The 16,305-nt window shown below is 32.9% G+C and carries 19 protein-coding genes; 7 read left to right on the plus strand and 12 right to left on the minus strand.

All coding sequences use genetic code 11. The annotated features are described in order from the left end of the window. Positions 1-403: 403 nt before the first annotated feature. Positions 404-1,072: a ZIP family metal transporter gene (locus tag NLG42_RS12955; RefSeq protein WP_089059043.1), complete on the minus strand. Its 669-nt coding sequence runs from the start codon at positions 1,070-1,072 to the stop codon at positions 404-406. Between the two features lie 80 nt (positions 1,073-1,152). Beyond that, a complete protein-coding gene (locus tag NLG42_RS12960) occupies positions 1,153-1,917 on the minus strand; it encodes a class I SAM-dependent methyltransferase (protein WP_089059021.1) in 765 nt (254 codons plus the stop codon). A gap of 155 nt (positions 1,918-2,072) precedes the next feature. Here NLG42_RS12960 and NLG42_RS12965 point away from each other — a divergent pair, with 155 nt between their 5' ends. Together NLG42_RS12965 and NLG42_RS12970 are read left to right on the plus strand one after the other, a co-directional pair. Further along, positions 2,073-3,236 (plus strand): THUMP domain-containing class I SAM-dependent RNA methyltransferase, encoded by a 1,164-nt coding sequence (locus NLG42_RS12965; protein WP_089059020.1) that lies wholly within the window; start codon positions 2,073-2,075, stop codon positions 3,234-3,236. Between the two features lie 203 nt (positions 3,237-3,439). Then, a complete protein-coding gene (locus NLG42_RS12970; protein ID WP_089059019.1) occupies positions 3,440-3,676 on the plus strand; it encodes a hypothetical protein in 237 nt (78 codons plus the stop codon). Between the two features lie 117 nt (positions 3,677-3,793). On the opposite strand, the gene NLG42_RS12975 is transcribed toward NLG42_RS12970, so the two are convergent. Genes NLG42_RS12975 through rlmD form a run of 3 tightly spaced genes read right to left on the minus strand, consistent with a single transcriptional unit; the run spans position 3,794 to position 6,559 of the window. Next, positions 3,794-4,603, minus strand: coding sequence for a DUF6048 family protein (locus tag NLG42_RS12975; protein WP_089059018.1), 810 nt, complete (start codon positions 4,601-4,603; stop codon positions 3,794-3,796). Further along, positions 4,575-5,132 carry a DUF6452 family protein gene (locus tag NLG42_RS12980; protein WP_257681247.1) on the minus strand — a complete coding sequence of 186 codons (558 nt, stop codon included), beginning with the start codon at positions 5,130-5,132 and terminating at the stop codon, positions 4,575-4,577. Before NLG42_RS12980 ends, NLG42_RS12975 begins: the two co-directional genes overlap by 29 nt. 14 nt (positions 5,133-5,146) lie before the next feature. Then, complete coding sequence (gene rlmD, locus NLG42_RS12985) at positions 5,147-6,559, minus strand: 23S rRNA (uracil(1939)-C(5))-methyltransferase RlmD (protein WP_099719765.1); 1,413 nt, start codon at positions 6,557-6,559, stop codon at positions 5,147-5,149. 193 nt (positions 6,560-6,752) lie between these two features. Between rlmD and NLG42_RS12990 the strand changes: the two genes are divergently transcribed. Beyond that, positions 6,753-7,766: a sensor histidine kinase gene (locus tag NLG42_RS12990; protein WP_233207084.1), complete on the plus strand. Its 1,014-nt coding sequence runs from the start codon at positions 6,753-6,755 to the stop codon at positions 7,764-7,766. Between the two features lie 102 nt (positions 7,767-7,868). Here NLG42_RS12990 and NLG42_RS12995 read toward each other — a convergent pair whose 3' ends face one another. The 4 genes from NLG42_RS12995 to epsC form a co-directional block, all read right to left on the minus strand. Beyond that, positions 7,869-8,855: an aldo/keto reductase gene (locus NLG42_RS12995; protein WP_257681248.1), complete on the minus strand. Its 987-nt coding sequence runs from the start codon at positions 8,853-8,855 to the stop codon at positions 7,869-7,871. 20 nt (positions 8,856-8,875) lie between these two features. After that, entirely contained in the window at positions 8,876-9,415 is a 540-nt protein-coding gene (locus tag NLG42_RS13000; RefSeq protein WP_257681249.1) for a hypothetical protein, read from the minus strand. Positions 9,416-9,519: 104 nt separating this feature from the next. Continuing rightward, positions 9,520-10,407 (minus strand): cysteine synthase CysM, encoded by an 888-nt coding sequence (gene cysM, locus NLG42_RS13005; protein ID WP_257681250.1) that lies wholly within the window; start codon positions 10,405-10,407, stop codon positions 9,520-9,522. A gap of 1 nt (position 10,408) precedes the next feature. Continuing rightward, a complete protein-coding gene (gene epsC / locus NLG42_RS13010) occupies positions 10,409-11,200 on the minus strand; it encodes a serine O-acetyltransferase EpsC (protein WP_089059011.1) in 792 nt (263 codons plus the stop codon). A 190-nt stretch (positions 11,201-11,390) separates the two neighbouring features. Between epsC and NLG42_RS13015 the strand changes: the two genes are divergently transcribed. Next, positions 11,391-12,092, plus strand: coding sequence for a DUF1003 domain-containing protein (locus tag NLG42_RS13015; RefSeq protein ID WP_089059010.1), 702 nt, complete (start codon positions 11,391-11,393; stop codon positions 12,090-12,092). Between the two features lie 17 nt (positions 12,093-12,109). On the opposite strand, the gene NLG42_RS13020 is transcribed toward NLG42_RS13015, so the two are convergent. Further along, the gene (locus NLG42_RS13020) at positions 12,110-12,376 is read right to left on the minus strand and encodes a DUF2752 domain-containing protein (RefSeq protein WP_307774317.1); all 267 of its coding nucleotides are present in this window, start codon (positions 12,374-12,376) and stop codon (positions 12,110-12,112) included. 124 nt (positions 12,377-12,500) lie between these two features. Here NLG42_RS13020 and NLG42_RS13025 point away from each other — a divergent pair, with 124 nt between their 5' ends. Beyond that, entirely contained in the window at positions 12,501-12,686 is a 186-nt protein-coding gene (locus NLG42_RS13025) for a hypothetical protein (protein ID WP_089059008.1), read from the plus strand. Further along, positions 12,676-13,227 (plus strand): Smr/MutS family protein, encoded by a 552-nt coding sequence (locus tag NLG42_RS13030; protein WP_257681251.1) that lies wholly within the window; start codon positions 12,676-12,678, stop codon positions 13,225-13,227. Before NLG42_RS13025 ends, NLG42_RS13030 begins: the two co-directional genes overlap by 11 nt. Positions 13,228-13,408: 181 nt before the next feature. Here NLG42_RS13030 and NLG42_RS13035 read toward each other — a convergent pair whose 3' ends face one another. Next, entirely contained in the window at positions 13,409-14,383 is a 975-nt protein-coding gene (locus tag NLG42_RS13035; protein WP_257681252.1) for a hypothetical protein, read from the minus strand. Between the two features lie 87 nt (positions 14,384-14,470). On the opposite strand from NLG42_RS13035, the gene NLG42_RS13040 reads away from it, so the two are divergent. Next, a complete protein-coding gene (locus NLG42_RS13040) occupies positions 14,471-15,595 on the plus strand; it encodes a cysteine desulfurase family protein (protein ID WP_099719760.1) in 1,125 nt (374 codons plus the stop codon). A 114-nt stretch (positions 15,596-15,709) separates the two neighbouring features. Here NLG42_RS13040 and NLG42_RS13045 read toward each other — a convergent pair whose 3' ends face one another. Continuing rightward, positions 15,710-16,270: an L-threonylcarbamoyladenylate synthase gene (locus NLG42_RS13045; RefSeq protein WP_257681253.1), complete on the minus strand. Its 561-nt coding sequence runs from the start codon at positions 16,268-16,270 to the stop codon at positions 15,710-15,712. Positions 16,271-16,305: the final 35 nt, after the last annotated feature.

Below are 16,305 nucleotides of genomic sequence, written 5' to 3' on the forward strand. Positions count from 1 at the left end.
ATTAATATTTTTTTATTTTAATCAAGAAAATTACAACACAAAGTCACAAAGATTTGTAATCTTTTTTTATGCTCTATTTTTTATCAATAAAGACTGTTTGTCAGAAGTTTTGTTACGCGAATGAGAAAAGTAATATGGTTGAAAAGTTAAGATTAATAAATAAACTAGACTTACTAGCTGGAATATCTAGGATTTTGGTTCGTAATCAGCTTCTTTTTTGATGAAAAGCCAAAAAGAGGAAGGCTTTATTTCTTTATCGGTTATTTAAAATTTCATAAATGCTAAAAATATTCAGCGGTATTATTTTAGAAGCTTAATACTAAAAAGCAAGAAGGAAAAAGCATCATTTTGAATAATGGAAGATGATGTTCAGCTGCTAAAAAGGAAGCAGAATTTCATGAAATTACAAGAAAAATGCTAGTAAGATTCCAAGCACAATCATCGAAACTTTGGCAACATTAAACTTATGTCCTTCGCTGCTTTCAAAAATAATAGTCGATGAAATATGAAATAATATACCAATTACAATTGCTGTAATTTCAGTATAATATTCATTTAAAATTGGCAGATATTCAGAAGCAACAGTTCCTAAAGGTGTCATTACGGCAAAAGTAAGCATGAAGGCAAAAATGGCTTTTTTGTCTAAATCGGCATTGATGAAGAATGTTGTTAAAATTACTGCAATTGGCAAATGATGAATAGCAATTCCTAAAGCTAAATCATGATGATGGCTTACCGGAAAACCTTCTAAGAAAGCGTGAATGCAAAGACTTATAAAAAGCAGCCACGGAATTTGCGACATTTTTGCATGTCCATGAACATGTCCATGTTCTGCGCCTTTTGAGAAAAATTCCAGTACAATTTGAAACAAAATCCCAAGCATAATAAAAATCCCAATATTATGATTGTGAGATTCATAAACTTCGGGTAAAAGATGCATTACCGTTAATGATAACAAAAATGAACCGCTGAATGCCAGCAGTAACTTTAAATTGGTTTTGTTTTTAGGTTTTAAAAACAAAGCCACTATATATCCTAAAAGTACAGAAAATAAGGGTAGTAAATAGTTCATTTCGTTTCGTGTAATCGTTGATTTGTTTAATCGGTTAATTGTTTTTTGTTTAGCGATTAAACAATTAACGATTCCCCAATTTATTTAAAAATCATGATTAATCGTTCGCTTTCAGTTTTATGGAATTTTTTGAGTTTGTAATCTCCAAAAATATCTAACAGAAAAATTCCTGCTTCATCCATTAAATCTTGAAAGTCTTTCAAAGTTAATGCTTTTACTTTTTCTGTAAAATGATATTTTCTGCCTTGATCTTCAAAGTCAATTTCTTTGAAAATATGTCCATCTTCAACATATCTTTTAATATGAAAATCGATTCCGTCAACTGTTTTTACTTCTTGAGGAACTAAAGTTTCAATAACCTGATTTACGTTCATAAAATCGATTACCGCAAAACCATATTCAGACAAGCTTTCTTTAATAGCTTTTAGCGTAGTCAAATTATCGTCGTCACTTTCAAAATAACCAAAACTGGTAAAAAGATTAAAAATGGCATCAAATTTTTCGTCAAAAGGTTCACGCATATCGTGCACTTTAAAGTGCAGTGATTCATTACTGTTTTTATTAGCTTCGGCAATACTGTTTTCAGATAGATCAGCGCCTAATACATTATAACCAAGTTGGTTTAAGTATATGGAATGTCTTCCTTTTCCGCAGGCTAAATCAAGCACCTTAGCTTTTTCAGGAAGATTAAGATAATGAGTAAGATTATCCATAAAAACCTGAGCTTCTCGGTAATTTCGATCTTTATAAAGAATGTGATAATACGGAGTATCAAACCATGAAGAGAACCAGTTTTCTGTATTACGATCCTGATTTGGTGTTGATGAGTTTGGTGCTTCAGACATTTATTCTATTTCATTTAATTTAAAGTACCGCAAATTTAGTGTATTTTTGCCGAAAAATAACTATTTCGCAATGATACCTAAATATTATCATTGCATAATGTAGAGATGCACCACAGTGCATCTTTTAAGATTTAGTTTTTTTAATTTATAGAGAAATGGAAGAAAATTTTAGAATGATTGCCAAATGTTTTTTTGGCTTTGAAGAGATATTAGAACAAGAATTACGTACGCTTGGTGCTCAGGATGTTGAAAAAGGAGTGCGAATGGTAAGTTTTAAAGGTGATAAAGGGTTTATGTATAAAGCCAATTTGTCGCTTAGAACGGCGCTGAAAGTACTAAAACCAATTTACTCTTTTAGAGCTAACAATGAGCAGGCATTATACAAAGGAATTTCGGGCATAAACTGGTCGAAATTGTTAAATGCCAATCAAACTTTTGTAATTGATGCAACTGTGCATTCTACTTATTTTAATCATTCTGAGTTTGTTTCTCAAAAATGTAAAGATGCTATTGTAGATCAGTTTAGAGAAAGAACAGGGCAGAGACCAAGTATTGATAAGCAATATCCAGATTTACGAATCAATGTGCATATCGACAAAGATCAGGTTTCGGTAGCTTTAGATACTTCTGGAAGCTCATTGCATCAGCGCGGGTATAGAACTGCGACAAATATTGCGCCTATAAACGAAGTTTTGGCAGCGGGAGTTCTTTTGCTTTCAGGATGGGAAGGACAAAGTCACTTTTTAGATCCAATGTGTGGATCAGGAACTTTTTTAGCAGAAGCAGCAATGATCGCCTGCAATATTCCTGCAAATATTAATCGTAAAGAATTTGCTTTTGAAAAATGGAAAGACTGGGACAACGATTTGTTTGATCAAATTGTGAACAGCTTGATGAAAAAAACAAAAGAATTTCATTATACAATAAAAGGTTTTGATAAAGCACCAAGTGCGGTAAGCAAAGCAAAAGATAATATTAGAAATGCTAATCTTGAGGATTATGTAACAATTTCTGAGGACAACTTTTTTGATTCTGAAAAAGAAGTAGAAGGAAAATTACATATTGTATTTAATCCGCCGTATGATGAGCGTTTAGATATTCATATGGAGAAATTCTACAGCAGTATAGGTGATACTTTAAAGAAAAACTATCCAGGAACAAATGCTTGGTTTATCACGGCAAACCTAGAAGCGTTGAAATTTGTTGGATTAAAGCCATCAAGAAAAATCAAACTTTTTAACGGAAGTCTTGAAGCTCGTTTGGTAAAATACGAAATGTACGAAGGAAGCAAGAGAACGAAATTTCAGGTTACAGAGTAAATAAAATAGATTCAAAGTTACAAAGGTTCATAGTGGCATAGGTTTTAAAGCTTTGTCGTGAAGAGTTTTGTAAAGTTGTGTTTATAAGAAGATAAAATTTCAAATAGAATAAAACTTGCAAAGTGGTAAGACTTTATAAACGCAAAGAGAAGATCTTTGTACCTCTGAACCTTTGCTGCTTTACACCTTTAAAAAAGAAAAAAATGACAAAACTACAAATAAGAGCTTTTTTATATCAATTAGGATGTTTTGCAATTCTGTTTATTTTGGGCAGATTTTTAATTGCGACTTATACAGGATTAACTGGATTATGGATTCCGATGACTGCATTTATTGTGTCGACCTTAATTTCTCCAAAATTTCAAGCCGCAAGAACAAAAGATGGCGAGAAGCTTTTTATGAAATGGATTTTTATAAAAGGAATTAAGGAAATAGGATAATTTTTTAACCTTTAATATAAGGAAGATTGGATTTATTGAAGGTAAGCTGGACTTCAATTGTATAATAAAAAAGCCCCGAATTTTTGAATTCGGGGCTTTTTGTATAGTAAGAATTTTTTATTTTTTAGAAGTTTCTTTTTTGATTTCTGGAAGAACTACTTTTTTCTTATAAATTGGAATAAAATAAGAAACGGTATAGTTAAATCCTACTCCAAAACTTCCATCATAAGTTCTGTTAAAACCAGGAATATAAAGATTGTCAAAGCCAGAAGGTTTGTTGTTCATGACTAAAAGTTTAAGCTGAACACCAAAACCAACAAATACATTATTAAAGACTTTAGCTTTAATTCCTCCAGCAACCTCAATCCAGCCTGCGCTTAATCCGTTGTATTTTTGATTTGCAGCAATATAAGGCTGTTCGCCCCAATACGGATTTGGATTGTAAACTTTATAGCTGTTTAAGTCTTGACTAAAAGAACTGAAACCACCACGCATACCAATAGTTATTAGGTTTTCCATATCTAACCAGTTTTGGTATAAATTGTAGTCGAATCCTGCTTTAATATAAGTTCCTTTCGCAGTAGAATTTAATCGGTCATCGTCAGTTGTTTTGTTTTCAAAACCCAATTCAGCAGCTAAATAGTACGTTTTGGTTAAACGATAATCTCCTACAAACTCGATTCCTTTATAATCTTTATCGTAAAGACCTCTTGTTAATTTGTATAAATCTACTCCAACACGCAAACCATAACGGTCTGTTTTTGTTGAAATACTATCAATTTTTGTTTCCTGAACAGCAGGTTTTGCTGTTTTTTTTGGTTTTTCGGTAACGATTTCCTTTTTCGCAGCTGATGTTTCTTGAGAATGTCCTAAAAACATTGAGAACACTAAGCAAAAACTAAAAATATATTTTAACATGTGTTTCATTTTCTGTTTGAATGTTAGGAGTTAGTATATCAATACTCTGCATCCATTGACCGTCGTTAGCAGGATCTGTTCGTACGATTCCAGCAGTGCTTGAATTATCACTTGGGTTCAATGTGAAATTAGTTTTAAAACCGCAAGCTCTAGATACGTAAATGTTTTGCGTTGTATAATTAAATGTCAATACATCTGTATTTACGGCTGCAGGATTGCTGTTTATAGCATTAAATATAAAGCTGTAAGAAGTAGTTGTGCCAACTGTTTTTAACGGAATAGAAATAGTGCTTCCGTTTGCTAAATATTTGGTTATCTCAGTTCCGCTTTTATTAAAAATAATCCCATTTGGATCACCTCCGCCAATACCAACAACTTTTAAGTTTGTGACATTTTTTACAACAGATGGATCCGAAATGTTATAAAAGGTAATAACAAGTCGCGGAGTTGTAGGTGTATTTCCATCGCAAATGTCATCTTTTTCACAGCTGGAAAGTCCAAACGTAAAAAGAAGTAAAAGAGAGACTATTTTTTTCATTTATAATTTTATAATTATCGAAGTTCTAAAAGTACAACATTTTCAACGTGATGTGTTTGTGGGAACATATCAACAGGTCGAACGCGGGTAACTTTGTATTTTTCGTCCATCAATGCTAAATCACGAGCTTGTGTTGCCGAGTTACAGCTTACGTAAACTACTTTTTTAGGAGCAATTTTTAAAATCTGATCGATTACGGCTGCGTGCATACCATCTCTTGGCGGATCTGTAATAATAACATCCGGTTTACCATGCTGAGCAATAAATTCTTCATTGAATACCACTTTCATGTCACCAACAAAAAACTCGCAATTTGTAATATTATTGCGCTCTGCATTTGCTTTTGCATCTAAAATTGCTTCTGGTACACTTTCTACACCAATTACTTTTTTTGCTTTTTTAGAAACAAATTGTGCAATAGTTCCTGTTCCAGTATATAAATCGTAAACCGTTTCATTTCCTGATAAGCCAGCAAAATCACGCGTAATTTTGTATAATTCGTAAGCTTGATCAGAATTTGTTTGATAGAATGATTTAGCATTGATGCTGAATCTCAAACCTTCCATTTCTTCTAAGATATAATCTCTTCCTTTATAAAGTTTGATATCTTGATCGTAGATTGTATCGTTTTGCTTAGCATTTACCACATATTGCAAAGAAGTGATTTGTGGAAATTTCTCGTATAAATGATCTAAAATAAGTTCGCGGTTAGCTTTGTCATTTTCGAAAAACTGAATCAAAACCATAATTTCGCCAGTTGAAGCCGTACGAATCATTACGGTTCTTAATAAACCAGAATGTTCTCTTGGATTAAAGAATGCTAAATTATGCTCGTTTGCAAATGCTCTGATTTCGTTTCTAATAGCATTTGAAGGATCTTCTTGTAAGTGACATTTTTGAATGTCTAGAATTTTATCCCACATTTTCGGAATATGAAATCCTAAAGCATTTCTGTTTCCTAAATCTTCTTTGCTTTCAATTTCTTTTTCTGTTAACCAACGGCTGTTAGAAAATGAAAATTCCATTTTATTTCTATAGAAAAATTGTTTTTCCGAACCTAAAATAGTTTCAAATTCAGGAAGCTCAACTTTTCCAATACGCTGTAAATGATTTTTTACTTCGTTTTGTTTGTAATACAACTGTTGGCTGTATTTCATATTTTGCCATTTACAACCACCGCAAACACCAAAATGATCGCAGATAGGCTCAATACGATGCTCTGATAATTCGTGAAATTTTACGGCTTTACCTTCGTAATAGGCTTTTCTTTTTTTGAATGTCTGTACATCAACTACATCACCCGGAACTACATTCGGAATAAAGATTACTTTTCCGTCAGGTGCTTTTGCTACTGATACTCCTTTTGCTCCAGCATCAAGAACCTGGATTTGATGAAAGACAACTTTGTCTGTATTTTTTCTTCCCATAGCGCAAAAATAAGCGTTTGAAAACTTTTATAAATTTAATTTTCAAAAAAAATTATCAAATTGTTGAATTTATTAGTTTAATTGAGTTTAAAAGTTAACTTTGTTTTAAGCATTAATCTCAAATTTATCAAGTATAACCTATTGTTTGTCGTGTTTTATGAAGTTGTATCACAATCTTTCACAAATCAGCTTTTTGAAAAAAAGTTATGCATTTAAATTCTTGTTTGTCGCATTTATAGGAATACATATTCCGCTTATAGGGATTTTATTTTTTGTACTTTTTTTTGAGCATACCGTCTCGCCAACTTCAATTTTAGTATTTTCTTTAATTATGACTTTGCTGGCAACGGTGATTACGCTTTTGATATTAAAACAATTAATTAAGCCTATTTCGATCGCTTCAAGATCATTGGATGATTATAGAAATAACAGACAGCTTTCAGTATTGCCGACAGAATATACTGATGAAGCAGGACTTTTGATGTGTAATATTCAAGAATCTATTTATGAGGCAGAAAGTTTTATAAACGAAAAACAAGATTTAATTTATATGCTTTCTCATGATTTGAAAAATTTTGCAGGAAATCCGCAAGGTTTAGCTGAGCTTATTTTAAGCGAAAATCCATCCGAATCAGTTAAACATCTGGCAGGTTTAATTTGTGAATCGACTAATTTGCAATTTCGATACATCGAGAATTTTATAAAATTATTAAAGGAACAAGATCAAGTAGTAAAAATAAATCCAGAGTTTAAAACGATTTTAATCTCGAATATCCTGCCTTTTATTAATGAGCAGGTTGAACAGCGTTTGATTGATAAAAAAGTAAACTTAAAAGTAAATGTTGAAATTGACGAGGTGAAACTTAAAATTGACGAAGGCTTATTAGTTCAGGTTTTAGTTAATTTAATCAGCAATGCCGTTAAGTTCTCTTATTTTGACAGTGAAATAAAACTTAGAGTTTTTAAGGAGAATTCGAATATAATTATTACAGTTACTGATGAAGGAATTGGTTTTGACAAAAATCAAATTGATGAATTGTTTAAGAAATTCACAAAAATGAGCCGTTTAGGAACTGCAAATGAATCATCAACTGGAATTGGATTGTATTTATGCAAGAAAATTGTAGAGAAAAATAAAGGAAAACTAACTGCTTTAAGTGAAGGCAGGAATAAAGGTGCCGAATTTAAAATTGAATTCGAACTTTAGGTTTTTATGGAGCTAAGGTTCTGAAATACTAAGATGATAAGTTTTAAACTTTGGTAAAACCTTAATATTTCAGAACTTCAGAACCTTTGTGTCTGCTAAAAATTACCAGAGCTGATGCACAGATGGTTTTACATATTCTTCGTAAATTTTATTCATAGCTGAGATTTTTTCAGAGCTAAGATTTGGGAGATCATAAATCGATAAATTCGAAAGAACATGTTCTTTTTTTGAAGCTCCAGGAATAATACAGCTCACTTCATTAAAACTCAAAATCCATTGCAAAGCAATAGGAGCAAGGTTTGCTGTTTTGGGAAATAAGTCTTTTAGTTTTTCGACCGCTTTTAAACCTAATTCGTAATCAATACCAGAAAAGGTTTCGCCTTTATCAAAGGCATCTCCGTTACGATTAAAATTGCGATGATCCTGCGTGTCAAAAGTTGTTTTTAAATCAAATTTGCCCGTTAAAAGACCACTTGCGAGCGGAACACGCGCAATGATACCGATATCTTTCTTCTTTGCTTCGGAGAAAAATAATTGCGACGGACGCTGGCGGAATAAGTTAAAGATAATTTGAACCGTAGTTACATTTGAATATTCTATTGCTTTTAAGGCTTCTTCGACTTTTTCGACGCTTACGCCAAGATTCAAAATTTTGCCTTGTTCTTTTAAGCGGTCAAAAAGTTCAAAAATTTCAGGACGATAATAAACTTCTGTAGGCGGACAATGAAGTTGTATTAAATCTAGAGTTTCTAATCCAGTTCTTCTTAAACTGTCTTCAACAAATTTCTGAAGTACTTTTGGCTGGTATCCTTCATTTATATGCGGATTAATATTGCGTCCGCATTTTGTTGCCACATAGATACGTTCAGAACGTGAACGAACAACACGGCCAACAGCAGTTTCGCTTAGTCCGTTTTCATAAACATCGGCAGTGTCAATAAAATTAACACCATTGTCTATGGCAGTATTTATAAGTTCGTCGGCAGTTTTATCATTAAATCCTGATCCCCATTTTCCTCCAACCTGCCAAGTTCCCAGTGAGATTTCGGATATGTTGAAGTTTGTTTTGCCTAGTTTTCTGTAGTTCATTTCTTTGAGGTGCTGAGTTATTATGTTTTTTTGATTGAAAAAGATTTCGATTTAATTTTCTTTTTGTAAAAATTACTGTTTACTAATTCATCGCTTAAGTTTTCTTTTTTCTCTTCATCAGTCAGATCAAAAGGTCTGTAGATTAATGCTAATTGTTTGAATTTTATTTTATCATCAAAATAAACATCGTTTTTAGTAATGTATTTAGTATCGAAATTGAATTTTAGAGTTGAAAAGGGTTTGCAAATTAAGATGTTGTCAGATGTTAATTTTGCCTTTTTTGTAATTATAGCAGGAGGCGATTCTTCGATAATAAATGCATTATTAGGAAAAGTTTCGATCAGGTAAAAATAATTGAAGCTGTTTGTATTGTTATTTCCAACTGTTTCTACAGGAAGAGGTAAAATTATGGTCTCTTTAGAGTTGTTTTTCAATTCACAAAAAAGAATAAACTCTTTCGAGCCGTTTCGAAGATACTCTTTGGTGTTTAAAATTTTAATTTCTTGTGCATTTATAGTAATGCTGTAAAGAGATAGGAGTGCAAAGGCTAATTTTTTCATTTTTAAAACAGCAAAGGAGTAAGATTTTTTTAAGGTTCTAAGCTTCCTTTGATTCTGAGTTTTTAAACTTTGAACCTTTGCCGCTTCGAACCTTTGTTCCTCTTTTAATCAAATAAATCAGATGATAGATAACGATCGCCGCGATCACAAATAACGGCAACAATAACACCAGATTCTAGCTGTTCGGCAATTTTTAAAGCTACAGCAACAGATCCTCCGCTGCTCATTCCTGCAAAAACGCCTTCTTCTAGAGCTAATCTCTTTGTCATTGCTCTGGCTTCCTCTTCACTTACATCAACAACAGTATCGACTTTTGAAGCATCGAAAATTTTAGGCAGATATTCTTGCGGCCATTTACGAATTCCCGGAATTTGAGAGCCGTCGCTTGGCTGCGCGCCTACAATTTGAACAGCAGGATTTTTTTCTTTTAAATAAGTAGATGTTCCTATGATTGTACCAGTTGTTCCCATTGCTGAAACAAAATGTGTAACAGTTCCGTCAGTATCATTCCAGATTTCTGGGCCAGTGGTTTTGTAATGCGCTTTCCAGTTGTCGTCATTAGCAAACTGATTCAGCATTAAATATCCGCCTTGAGCGACTTTCTTATCAGCATAATCTCTTGAACCGATAATTCCTTCACTCGCTGGTGTTAAAATAACCGTAGCGCCATAAGCACGCATAGTTTGTGTTCGTTCTTTTGTAGAATCCTCTGGTAAAACCAATTCGATTTCTATCTGAAATAATTGCGCAATCATTGCCAGTGCAATTCCTGTATTGCCGCTCGTTGCCTCAATTAGTTTGTCACCTTTTTTAATATCGCCTCTTTCAATTGCAGAAGCAATCATGTTGTAGGCAGCTCTGTCTTTTACACTTCCACCCGGATTGTTTCCTTCAAGTTTTAGTAAAAGTTTTACGTTTTTATTTTTAACCAAATTGACCGTTTCCATTAATGGAGTGTTTCCAATAAGGTTTAACAATTTTTGTGGACCCATTTTATCTTTTTTCTTTTATTTTAACGTCAGTTGTAGTAGTGTTCAGTACAATAGAATCTGCAGGAATAGATTTAGTTACCCACGCATTTCCTCCAATGACACTATTTTCGCCTATGATAGTTTCTCCGCCCAATATTGTGGCATTCGCATAAATGCACACATTTGCTTCTACAGTTGGATGTCTTTTTGCATTTTTCATTTCCTTGCTCACACTCAAAGCTCCTAAAGTAACTCCTTGGTAAATTTTAACGTGTTTTTTAATAACAGAGGTTTCTCCAATAACAATTCCAGTTGCGTGATCAATAAAAAACGGCGATGCAATGCTTGCTCCCGCGTGTATGTCAGTTCCTGTAATTCGATGCGCATATTCGCTCATTAATCGCGAGAACAATAATAAATCTAGATGATATAATTCATGGCTCAATCTATAAATTGCAATAGCATAAAAACCTGGGTAACCTAAGTAAACTTCATCTAAGCTGTTTGATGCTGGATCATTTTCTAGAATATATGCCGCATCTTGATTAAGTTTTTCTAAAACTCCAGGAAGTTTTTCAAGAAATCTATCCCAAATCGATTCGCATAAGTTTTCAGGTTTTTGACAAGCTAAAACAGCAATTTCTTTAAAGCGTATTTCAAGTTCATTTATGCTTTCGTCTAATGCAGCATTCGAATCAAAAAGAGTATAAAACAGCTTTTCAGTAAAAGCTTCCGTTTTGGTTTTGATACCGTAGTTTATTGTAGAATGGCTTTTTAAAGCTTTAATGTTTTGTATGATAGTGTCTTTTGTCACAATTATAAAATTGAATGGATATTTTAAAACGTTAAAAGTAAGGTGTTTTTTGTAAATACAGGCACGAATTAACTAAAGAAATTTTGTGCTGAGGGTCGTATTTGTGATAAATGAAAGATTATTGAAATCTAAAATATTATATGATTCTTAAGAAGTTAATTATGTAAATTAGCCTATAAAATTTACAGAAATGAAAAACAATTCAACGTTCAAGAGTGCAATTTCAAATATAGATTTTCCTGAAAATGATAAAGTCTATGGAAAATCAATTCACGACCCAATTCTGGGTTTAATAATCAAAGATCATCCTTCTTTTTGCGATGATGATTGTATAGCTGTCGAGGAATTGAATGAATATCGTCAGAGATACATTTCGAATTATTTATCTACTGAAATTGGCGCACTTTCAGATCTTGAAAAAAATGTTATCTCTTCTTTGAAAGAAGATAAATCAATTGTAAGTACTGTTGAAGATGAAGCTGAGACAAGAAATTTTGGTCAGAAGATCGCGGATCAGGTAGCAGATTTTGGCGGAAGCTGGACTTTTATAATTTCGTTTCTGGCTTTTATTGTTATTTGGATTGGCTCAAATGTTTATATTTTGGTTAATAAAGGCTTCGATCCATATCCGTTTATTTTGCTGAATTTGATCTTATCTTGTATTGCAGCTTTGCAAGCGCCGGTGATTATGATGAGCCAAAATCGTCAAGAAGAGAAGGATCGAAATCGTGCCAAAAAAGACTATATGATTAACTTAAAATCAGAATTAGAAATTAGAATGATTCACGATAAAATTGATCATTTAATTATGCATCAGCAGCAAGAATTAATCGAAATTCAGAAAGTGCAAATTGAGATGATGAATGATATTTTGAACAAGATTAAGAAGTAAAAAAACGACCAAAATTATCAAAGATAAAAGTGTTTGTAAAAGTAACCGGCGAGCATAAAAATGATGTTCAGGCTTGCCGCTTTCCAAATTATTTTTTTATAATTTCTCGACTTATCTACAAAATATAAAACGACTAAAAGTAAAAATAAAAGGGTAGTGTAAACTGCCGGATACATATTAAAAGCCGCTAAAAATTCACCTTGAAAAAGTAAGAATAATGATCGCTGAAAACCGCAGCCTAAACACTCAATTCCGAAGAGCGTTTTGAACATGCAGGGGATCATATATTTTTCTAAAGACACGGTGATTTTTTTTTACAATTTTACGAAAAAAATATAAGATAACATTTCAAGAGGAGGGAACTGTTATTTTAAAGTTTGTTACTTTTGAATTCTTAAACTTTAAAATATGAAAACGTTTAAAATTTTAATTATGATTCTTGCCATTTCGGTTGCGTTATATGAGCAGGTTTCAGCCGAAAAAAATATCTATATCATAGTAATTGCAATTGCAGTTTTTATGTATGGAATGATGCAGCTGAGTGCAAAAACACCAAGTAAAAACCAAGATAAAGAAGAGAAGGATGTTGACTAAAGGAGATAAGGTTTCTGTCTTAGATGAAGCCATAAACGGAACGGTGGTTTCAGTGAAAAACAATGAGGTTTTGATTGAAACTGAGGACGGATTCATGATGACATTTTTTGTCAATGAATTACTTAAAATTCAAGAAACCAGTAATTTAATGAATTCTATTAAAAGAATTGATTTAGATGAGGTTTCAAAAGAAAAAACAGAGCCAAAACCACGTAGTTTTGTCAAAGAACGCAAAGATAAACGTGAAATTTCGGCTCCAGAATTTGATTTGCATATTGAAAAACTGGTTCCAAATAAACGCGGAATGTCGAATTATGACATCTTAACTTTACAGACTGAAACAGCAAAAAGACACATTGAATTTGCGATCAAAAACCGCATTCCAAAAATTGTTTTTATTCATGGTGTCGGCGAAGGAATTTTAAAAGCGGAATTAGATTTTTTGTTGGGTCGTTATGATGGTATAGATTTTCAAGACGCCAATTATCAAAAATATGGACTAGGTGCCACCGAAGTTTATTTTAGACAAAACAACAAATAAACACGTTTTGAAGTCTTAAATAAGCTCTTTTAAAAGCATAAAAAAAACGTCCGTTTTTCGTCTTGATTTCCGATTGAAATCAGTCTTGAAAAATGGACGTTTTTTGTAAGAATAAAAAAAGAAGCAAAGACTGTTTTTGAACAGTGTCTTTGCTTCTTTTTTTGTTTAGTTTTTTTACTTTTTACTTGGTAATTTTTCCTAGAATGAAACTGGTTCCAAGTCTAAATTTACTGTTTCCTTTTACTAGCGAAACGTTTGCAAGAACAACAGTGTGAATAAAGTTTGTACCTACTTTTTCTGTTGTTACTTGTACTTCAGCTTTTAAATCTGCGCTTGTATTTTCACCTACCCAAGTTTCATTTACTGCAGGTAAAGAAGGAGTGATTTTTTGACAAAAATAGCCTGAAGAAATACTTCCAGTTCCGCTTAAAAAAGTTCTGTAAAAAAGCTTATTTGTAGTTGCTCCAATTGCTCCTGTTCTTGGCTTTCCTGGAGGGGTAACTACATTTTCAAGTAAGCTTTGATCGAAGTTCTCAATTGTTAAAGTAAAGGACGTATTGTAATTGTAAACAGTTAAGTTGTCAGGGCAAATAAATGCTTCACCGCTCGCGGCATTTTGAAACGTTAAATTAGCTGGAGTAACCGTAGTTTTATAATCTCCAAACGTAAATTCGGCTTCAACTTGATCTCCCGCAGGTTTTGAAAATGTAATATTTTGAAAAACGATATTATGGTTGTAGCCATTAATTCTTGTTGCTCCATTTACATCAGGATCAGTTGCTATTTGTGTAGTTGTAATTACAATTTTACCAGTTTTTCCAAGCCACTCTTCAGTAACATTTGGAGTTCTTGGTGGTATAGCGCCGCAAATATTTGTAGTTTCTACTTTACCATCATAAGCTCTGTATACAACGCGATATTGGTTGTTGTCTATGTCATAGATGTAAACTTTAGGATCATTTACAATTCCGTTTGCCTGCGGTAATTGAAGTAATAATGATTCTTGTGTTTTAAGTTTGTAAAGTAAAGTATTTGTTGCGGGATCACAACTTGCAGCTGTAACATTATCAAAATCGATTGTATCCACTGTAAGGTCGCCATCGTCACAGCCGTTTAGCAAAAACGCCAATAATACAAGGCTTGCATATTTTTTCATCGTAAATTTTATTTGGGTCAAAAATAGTGAAAAATTTGGCAAATGATATTTAAGATTAGACAATTGATATTTCATAACTTTGCAGTAATGAAAAAAGTATACCTCGATAACGCCTCAACAACTGCGATGCGTCCTGAAGTTATTCAGGAAATGACTAAAGTAATGACTGAAGATTTTGGTAATCCATCGTCGACACATAGTTTTGGGCGAAATGCAAAAACAGTTTTAGAACTTTCTAGAAAAAGTATTGCTAAACATTTAAATTGTTCAGCTCAGGAAATTATTTTTACTTCAGGAGGAACTGAGGCTGATAATTGGATCCTAAGATCGGCAGTAGAAGATCTTAAGGTCGAACGAATTATTACTTCAAAGATTGAACATCATGCCGTTTTGCATGCTGCTATGGCTTTAGAGGAAGAATATGGTGTTCAGGTCGATTATGTAAAGATAAATACAGATGGAAGTATTGATTTGACGCATTTGTCTAATTTATTAAGCGACGAGAAAAAAACAATCGTTAGTTTAATGCATGTAAACAACGAAACAGGCACTATTTTAGACTTGGATAGAGTTGGGGTTATTTGCAAACAATATAATGCCTTATTTCATTCAGATACGGTTCAGTCAATTGGAAAAACCGAGATTGATCTTCAAAAAACTTCGGTAGATTTTATTTTAGCCAGTGCACATAAATTTCACGGGCCTAAAGGTGTTGGTTTTGCTTTTGTTCGAAAAAATTCCGGATTACAGCCTTTGTTTTTTGGTGGTGAACAAGAAAAAGGACTTCGCGCAGGCACAGAAGCTGTACATCAAATTGCTGGAATGGCAAAAGCTTTGTCTGTTTCTTATGAGAACTTAATAGAAGAACGCGAGTATATTTCTGAGCTTAAGAAATATCTTATTGAGCAATTAGAAACTCATTTTTCAGGTTTTAAAATTAATGGGAGAAAAGATGATTTTTATAATATCATCAATATCACACTTCCGTTTTCTTCAGATAAAACGTCAATGCTTTTGTTTAGTTTAGATATGAAAGGAATTGCTGTTTCTAGAGGAAGCGCCTGCCAATCTGGTAGTATAAAACCGTCGCATGTTTTAAAAGAAATGCTTTCGGAAGATGATTTGCAACTGCCAAATCTCCGAATTTCATTCAGTCATTATAACACAAAAGAAGATATTGATTGGCTGATTGAGTCTTTAAAAGTTGTTTAAAGGTACAAAGGGTCAGAGTCGCAAAGGCTCAAAGGTTTCTTTAGTGTGAAAAGTCCTTCGACTTCGCTCAGGATGACATAAAAGATCTGTCTGACTGAGCGAAGTCGAAGCCTTTTATTTTCTAATCACTTTTACCTGAGAATCGTTTGTCAGTTTTATAATTGTCGAAGGTTTTCCCGCAACTTTATCGTGATATAAATTAACCACATAGTCAACTCCGTTGATGATTTCTGGATTAATATCTTTAAAAGCAATTGGAGTAGGCTGCCCTGAAATATTTGCCGATGTTGAAACCAGTGGTTTTTTCATTCGTTCTAGTAATTTAAAACAAAAAGGTTCTTTTACTAATCGAACTGCAAGTGAGTTATCTGCGGCGATAATATTAGCTGCAACATTTCTAGGTTCATCTAAAATTAAGGTTGTTGGTTTTTCAGATAAATCTAAAATTTGCCAAGCTACTTCAGGAATGTTTTTAAAAACATTGAACATCATTTTTTCGCCATTCATTAAAACAATCATGCTTTGCGTTTCGGCACGTTGTTTCAGCTTGTATATTTTGGCAACAGCTTCAGGATTTGTAGCATCGCAGCCAATTCCCCAAACAGTATCAGTTGGGTATAGTATAATGCCGCCTTCTTTGATTACTTCGTATGCTTTTAGTATTTCTTCGTTCATTTTGTAAAATGTAATTGGCTATTAAGATTGCAAAG

This window comes from Flavobacterium plurextorum, assembly GCF_024638035.1.
GTDB classification, from domain to species: domain Bacteria; phylum Bacteroidota; class Bacteroidia; order Flavobacteriales; family Flavobacteriaceae; genus Flavobacterium; species Flavobacterium plurextorum.

Excerpts from the sequence above, each read along its gene's own strand:
- NLG42_RS13045 (WP_257681253.1), bottom strand. The coding sequence starts at position 16,270 with ATGAACGAAGAAATACTAAAAGCATACGAAGTAATCAAAGAAGGCGGC.
- rlmD (WP_099719765.1), bottom strand. The coding sequence starts at position 6,559 with ATGGGAAGAAAAAATACAGACAAAGTTGTCTTTCATCAAATCCAGGTT.
- NLG42_RS13000 (WP_257681249.1), bottom strand. The coding sequence starts at position 9,415 with ATGAAAAAATTAGCCTTTGCACTCCTATCTCTTTACAGCATTACTATA.
- NLG42_RS12995 (WP_257681248.1), bottom strand. The coding sequence starts at position 8,855 with ATGAACTACAGAAAACTAGGCAAAACAAACTTCAACATATCCGAAATC.
- NLG42_RS13025 (WP_089059008.1), top strand. The coding sequence starts at position 12,501 with ATGAAAACGTTTAAAATTTTAATTATGATTCTTGCCATTTCGGTTGCG.
- NLG42_RS12955 (WP_089059043.1), bottom strand. The coding sequence starts at position 1,072 with ATGAACTATTTACTACCCTTATTTTCTGTACTTTTAGGATATATAGTG.
- NLG42_RS13040 (WP_099719760.1), top strand. The coding sequence starts at position 14,471 with ATGAAAAAAGTATACCTCGATAACGCCTCAACAACTGCGATGCGTCCT.
- NLG42_RS13015 (WP_089059010.1), top strand. The coding sequence starts at position 11,391 with ATGAAAAACAATTCAACGTTCAAGAGTGCAATTTCAAATATAGATTTT.
- NLG42_RS13035 (WP_257681252.1), bottom strand. The coding sequence starts at position 14,383 with ATGAAAAAATATGCAAGCCTTGTATTATTGGCGTTTTTGCTAAACGGC.
- NLG42_RS13030 (WP_257681251.1), top strand. The coding sequence starts at position 12,676 with ATGTTGACTAAAGGAGATAAGGTTTCTGTCTTAGATGAAGCCATAAAC.
- NLG42_RS12975 (WP_089059018.1), bottom strand. The coding sequence starts at position 4,603 with ATGAAACACATGTTAAAATATATTTTTAGTTTTTGCTTAGTGTTCTCA.
- NLG42_RS12965 (WP_089059020.1), top strand. The coding sequence starts at position 2,073 with ATGGAAGAAAATTTTAGAATGATTGCCAAATGTTTTTTTGGCTTTGAA.
- cysM (WP_257681250.1), bottom strand. The coding sequence starts at position 10,407 with ATGGGTCCACAAAAATTGTTAAACCTTATTGGAAACACTCCATTAATG.
- NLG42_RS12980 (WP_257681247.1), bottom strand. The coding sequence starts at position 5,132 with ATGAAAAAAATAGTCTCTCTTTTACTTCTTTTTACGTTTGGACTTTCC.
- NLG42_RS13020 (WP_307774317.1), bottom strand. The coding sequence starts at position 12,376 with ATGATCCCCTGCATGTTCAAAACGCTCTTCGGAATTGAGTGTTTAGGC.
- NLG42_RS12970 (WP_089059019.1), top strand. The coding sequence starts at position 3,440 with ATGACAAAACTACAAATAAGAGCTTTTTTATATCAATTAGGATGTTTT.
- NLG42_RS12960 (WP_089059021.1), bottom strand. The coding sequence starts at position 1,917 with ATGTCTGAAGCACCAAACTCATCAACACCAAATCAGGATCGTAATACA.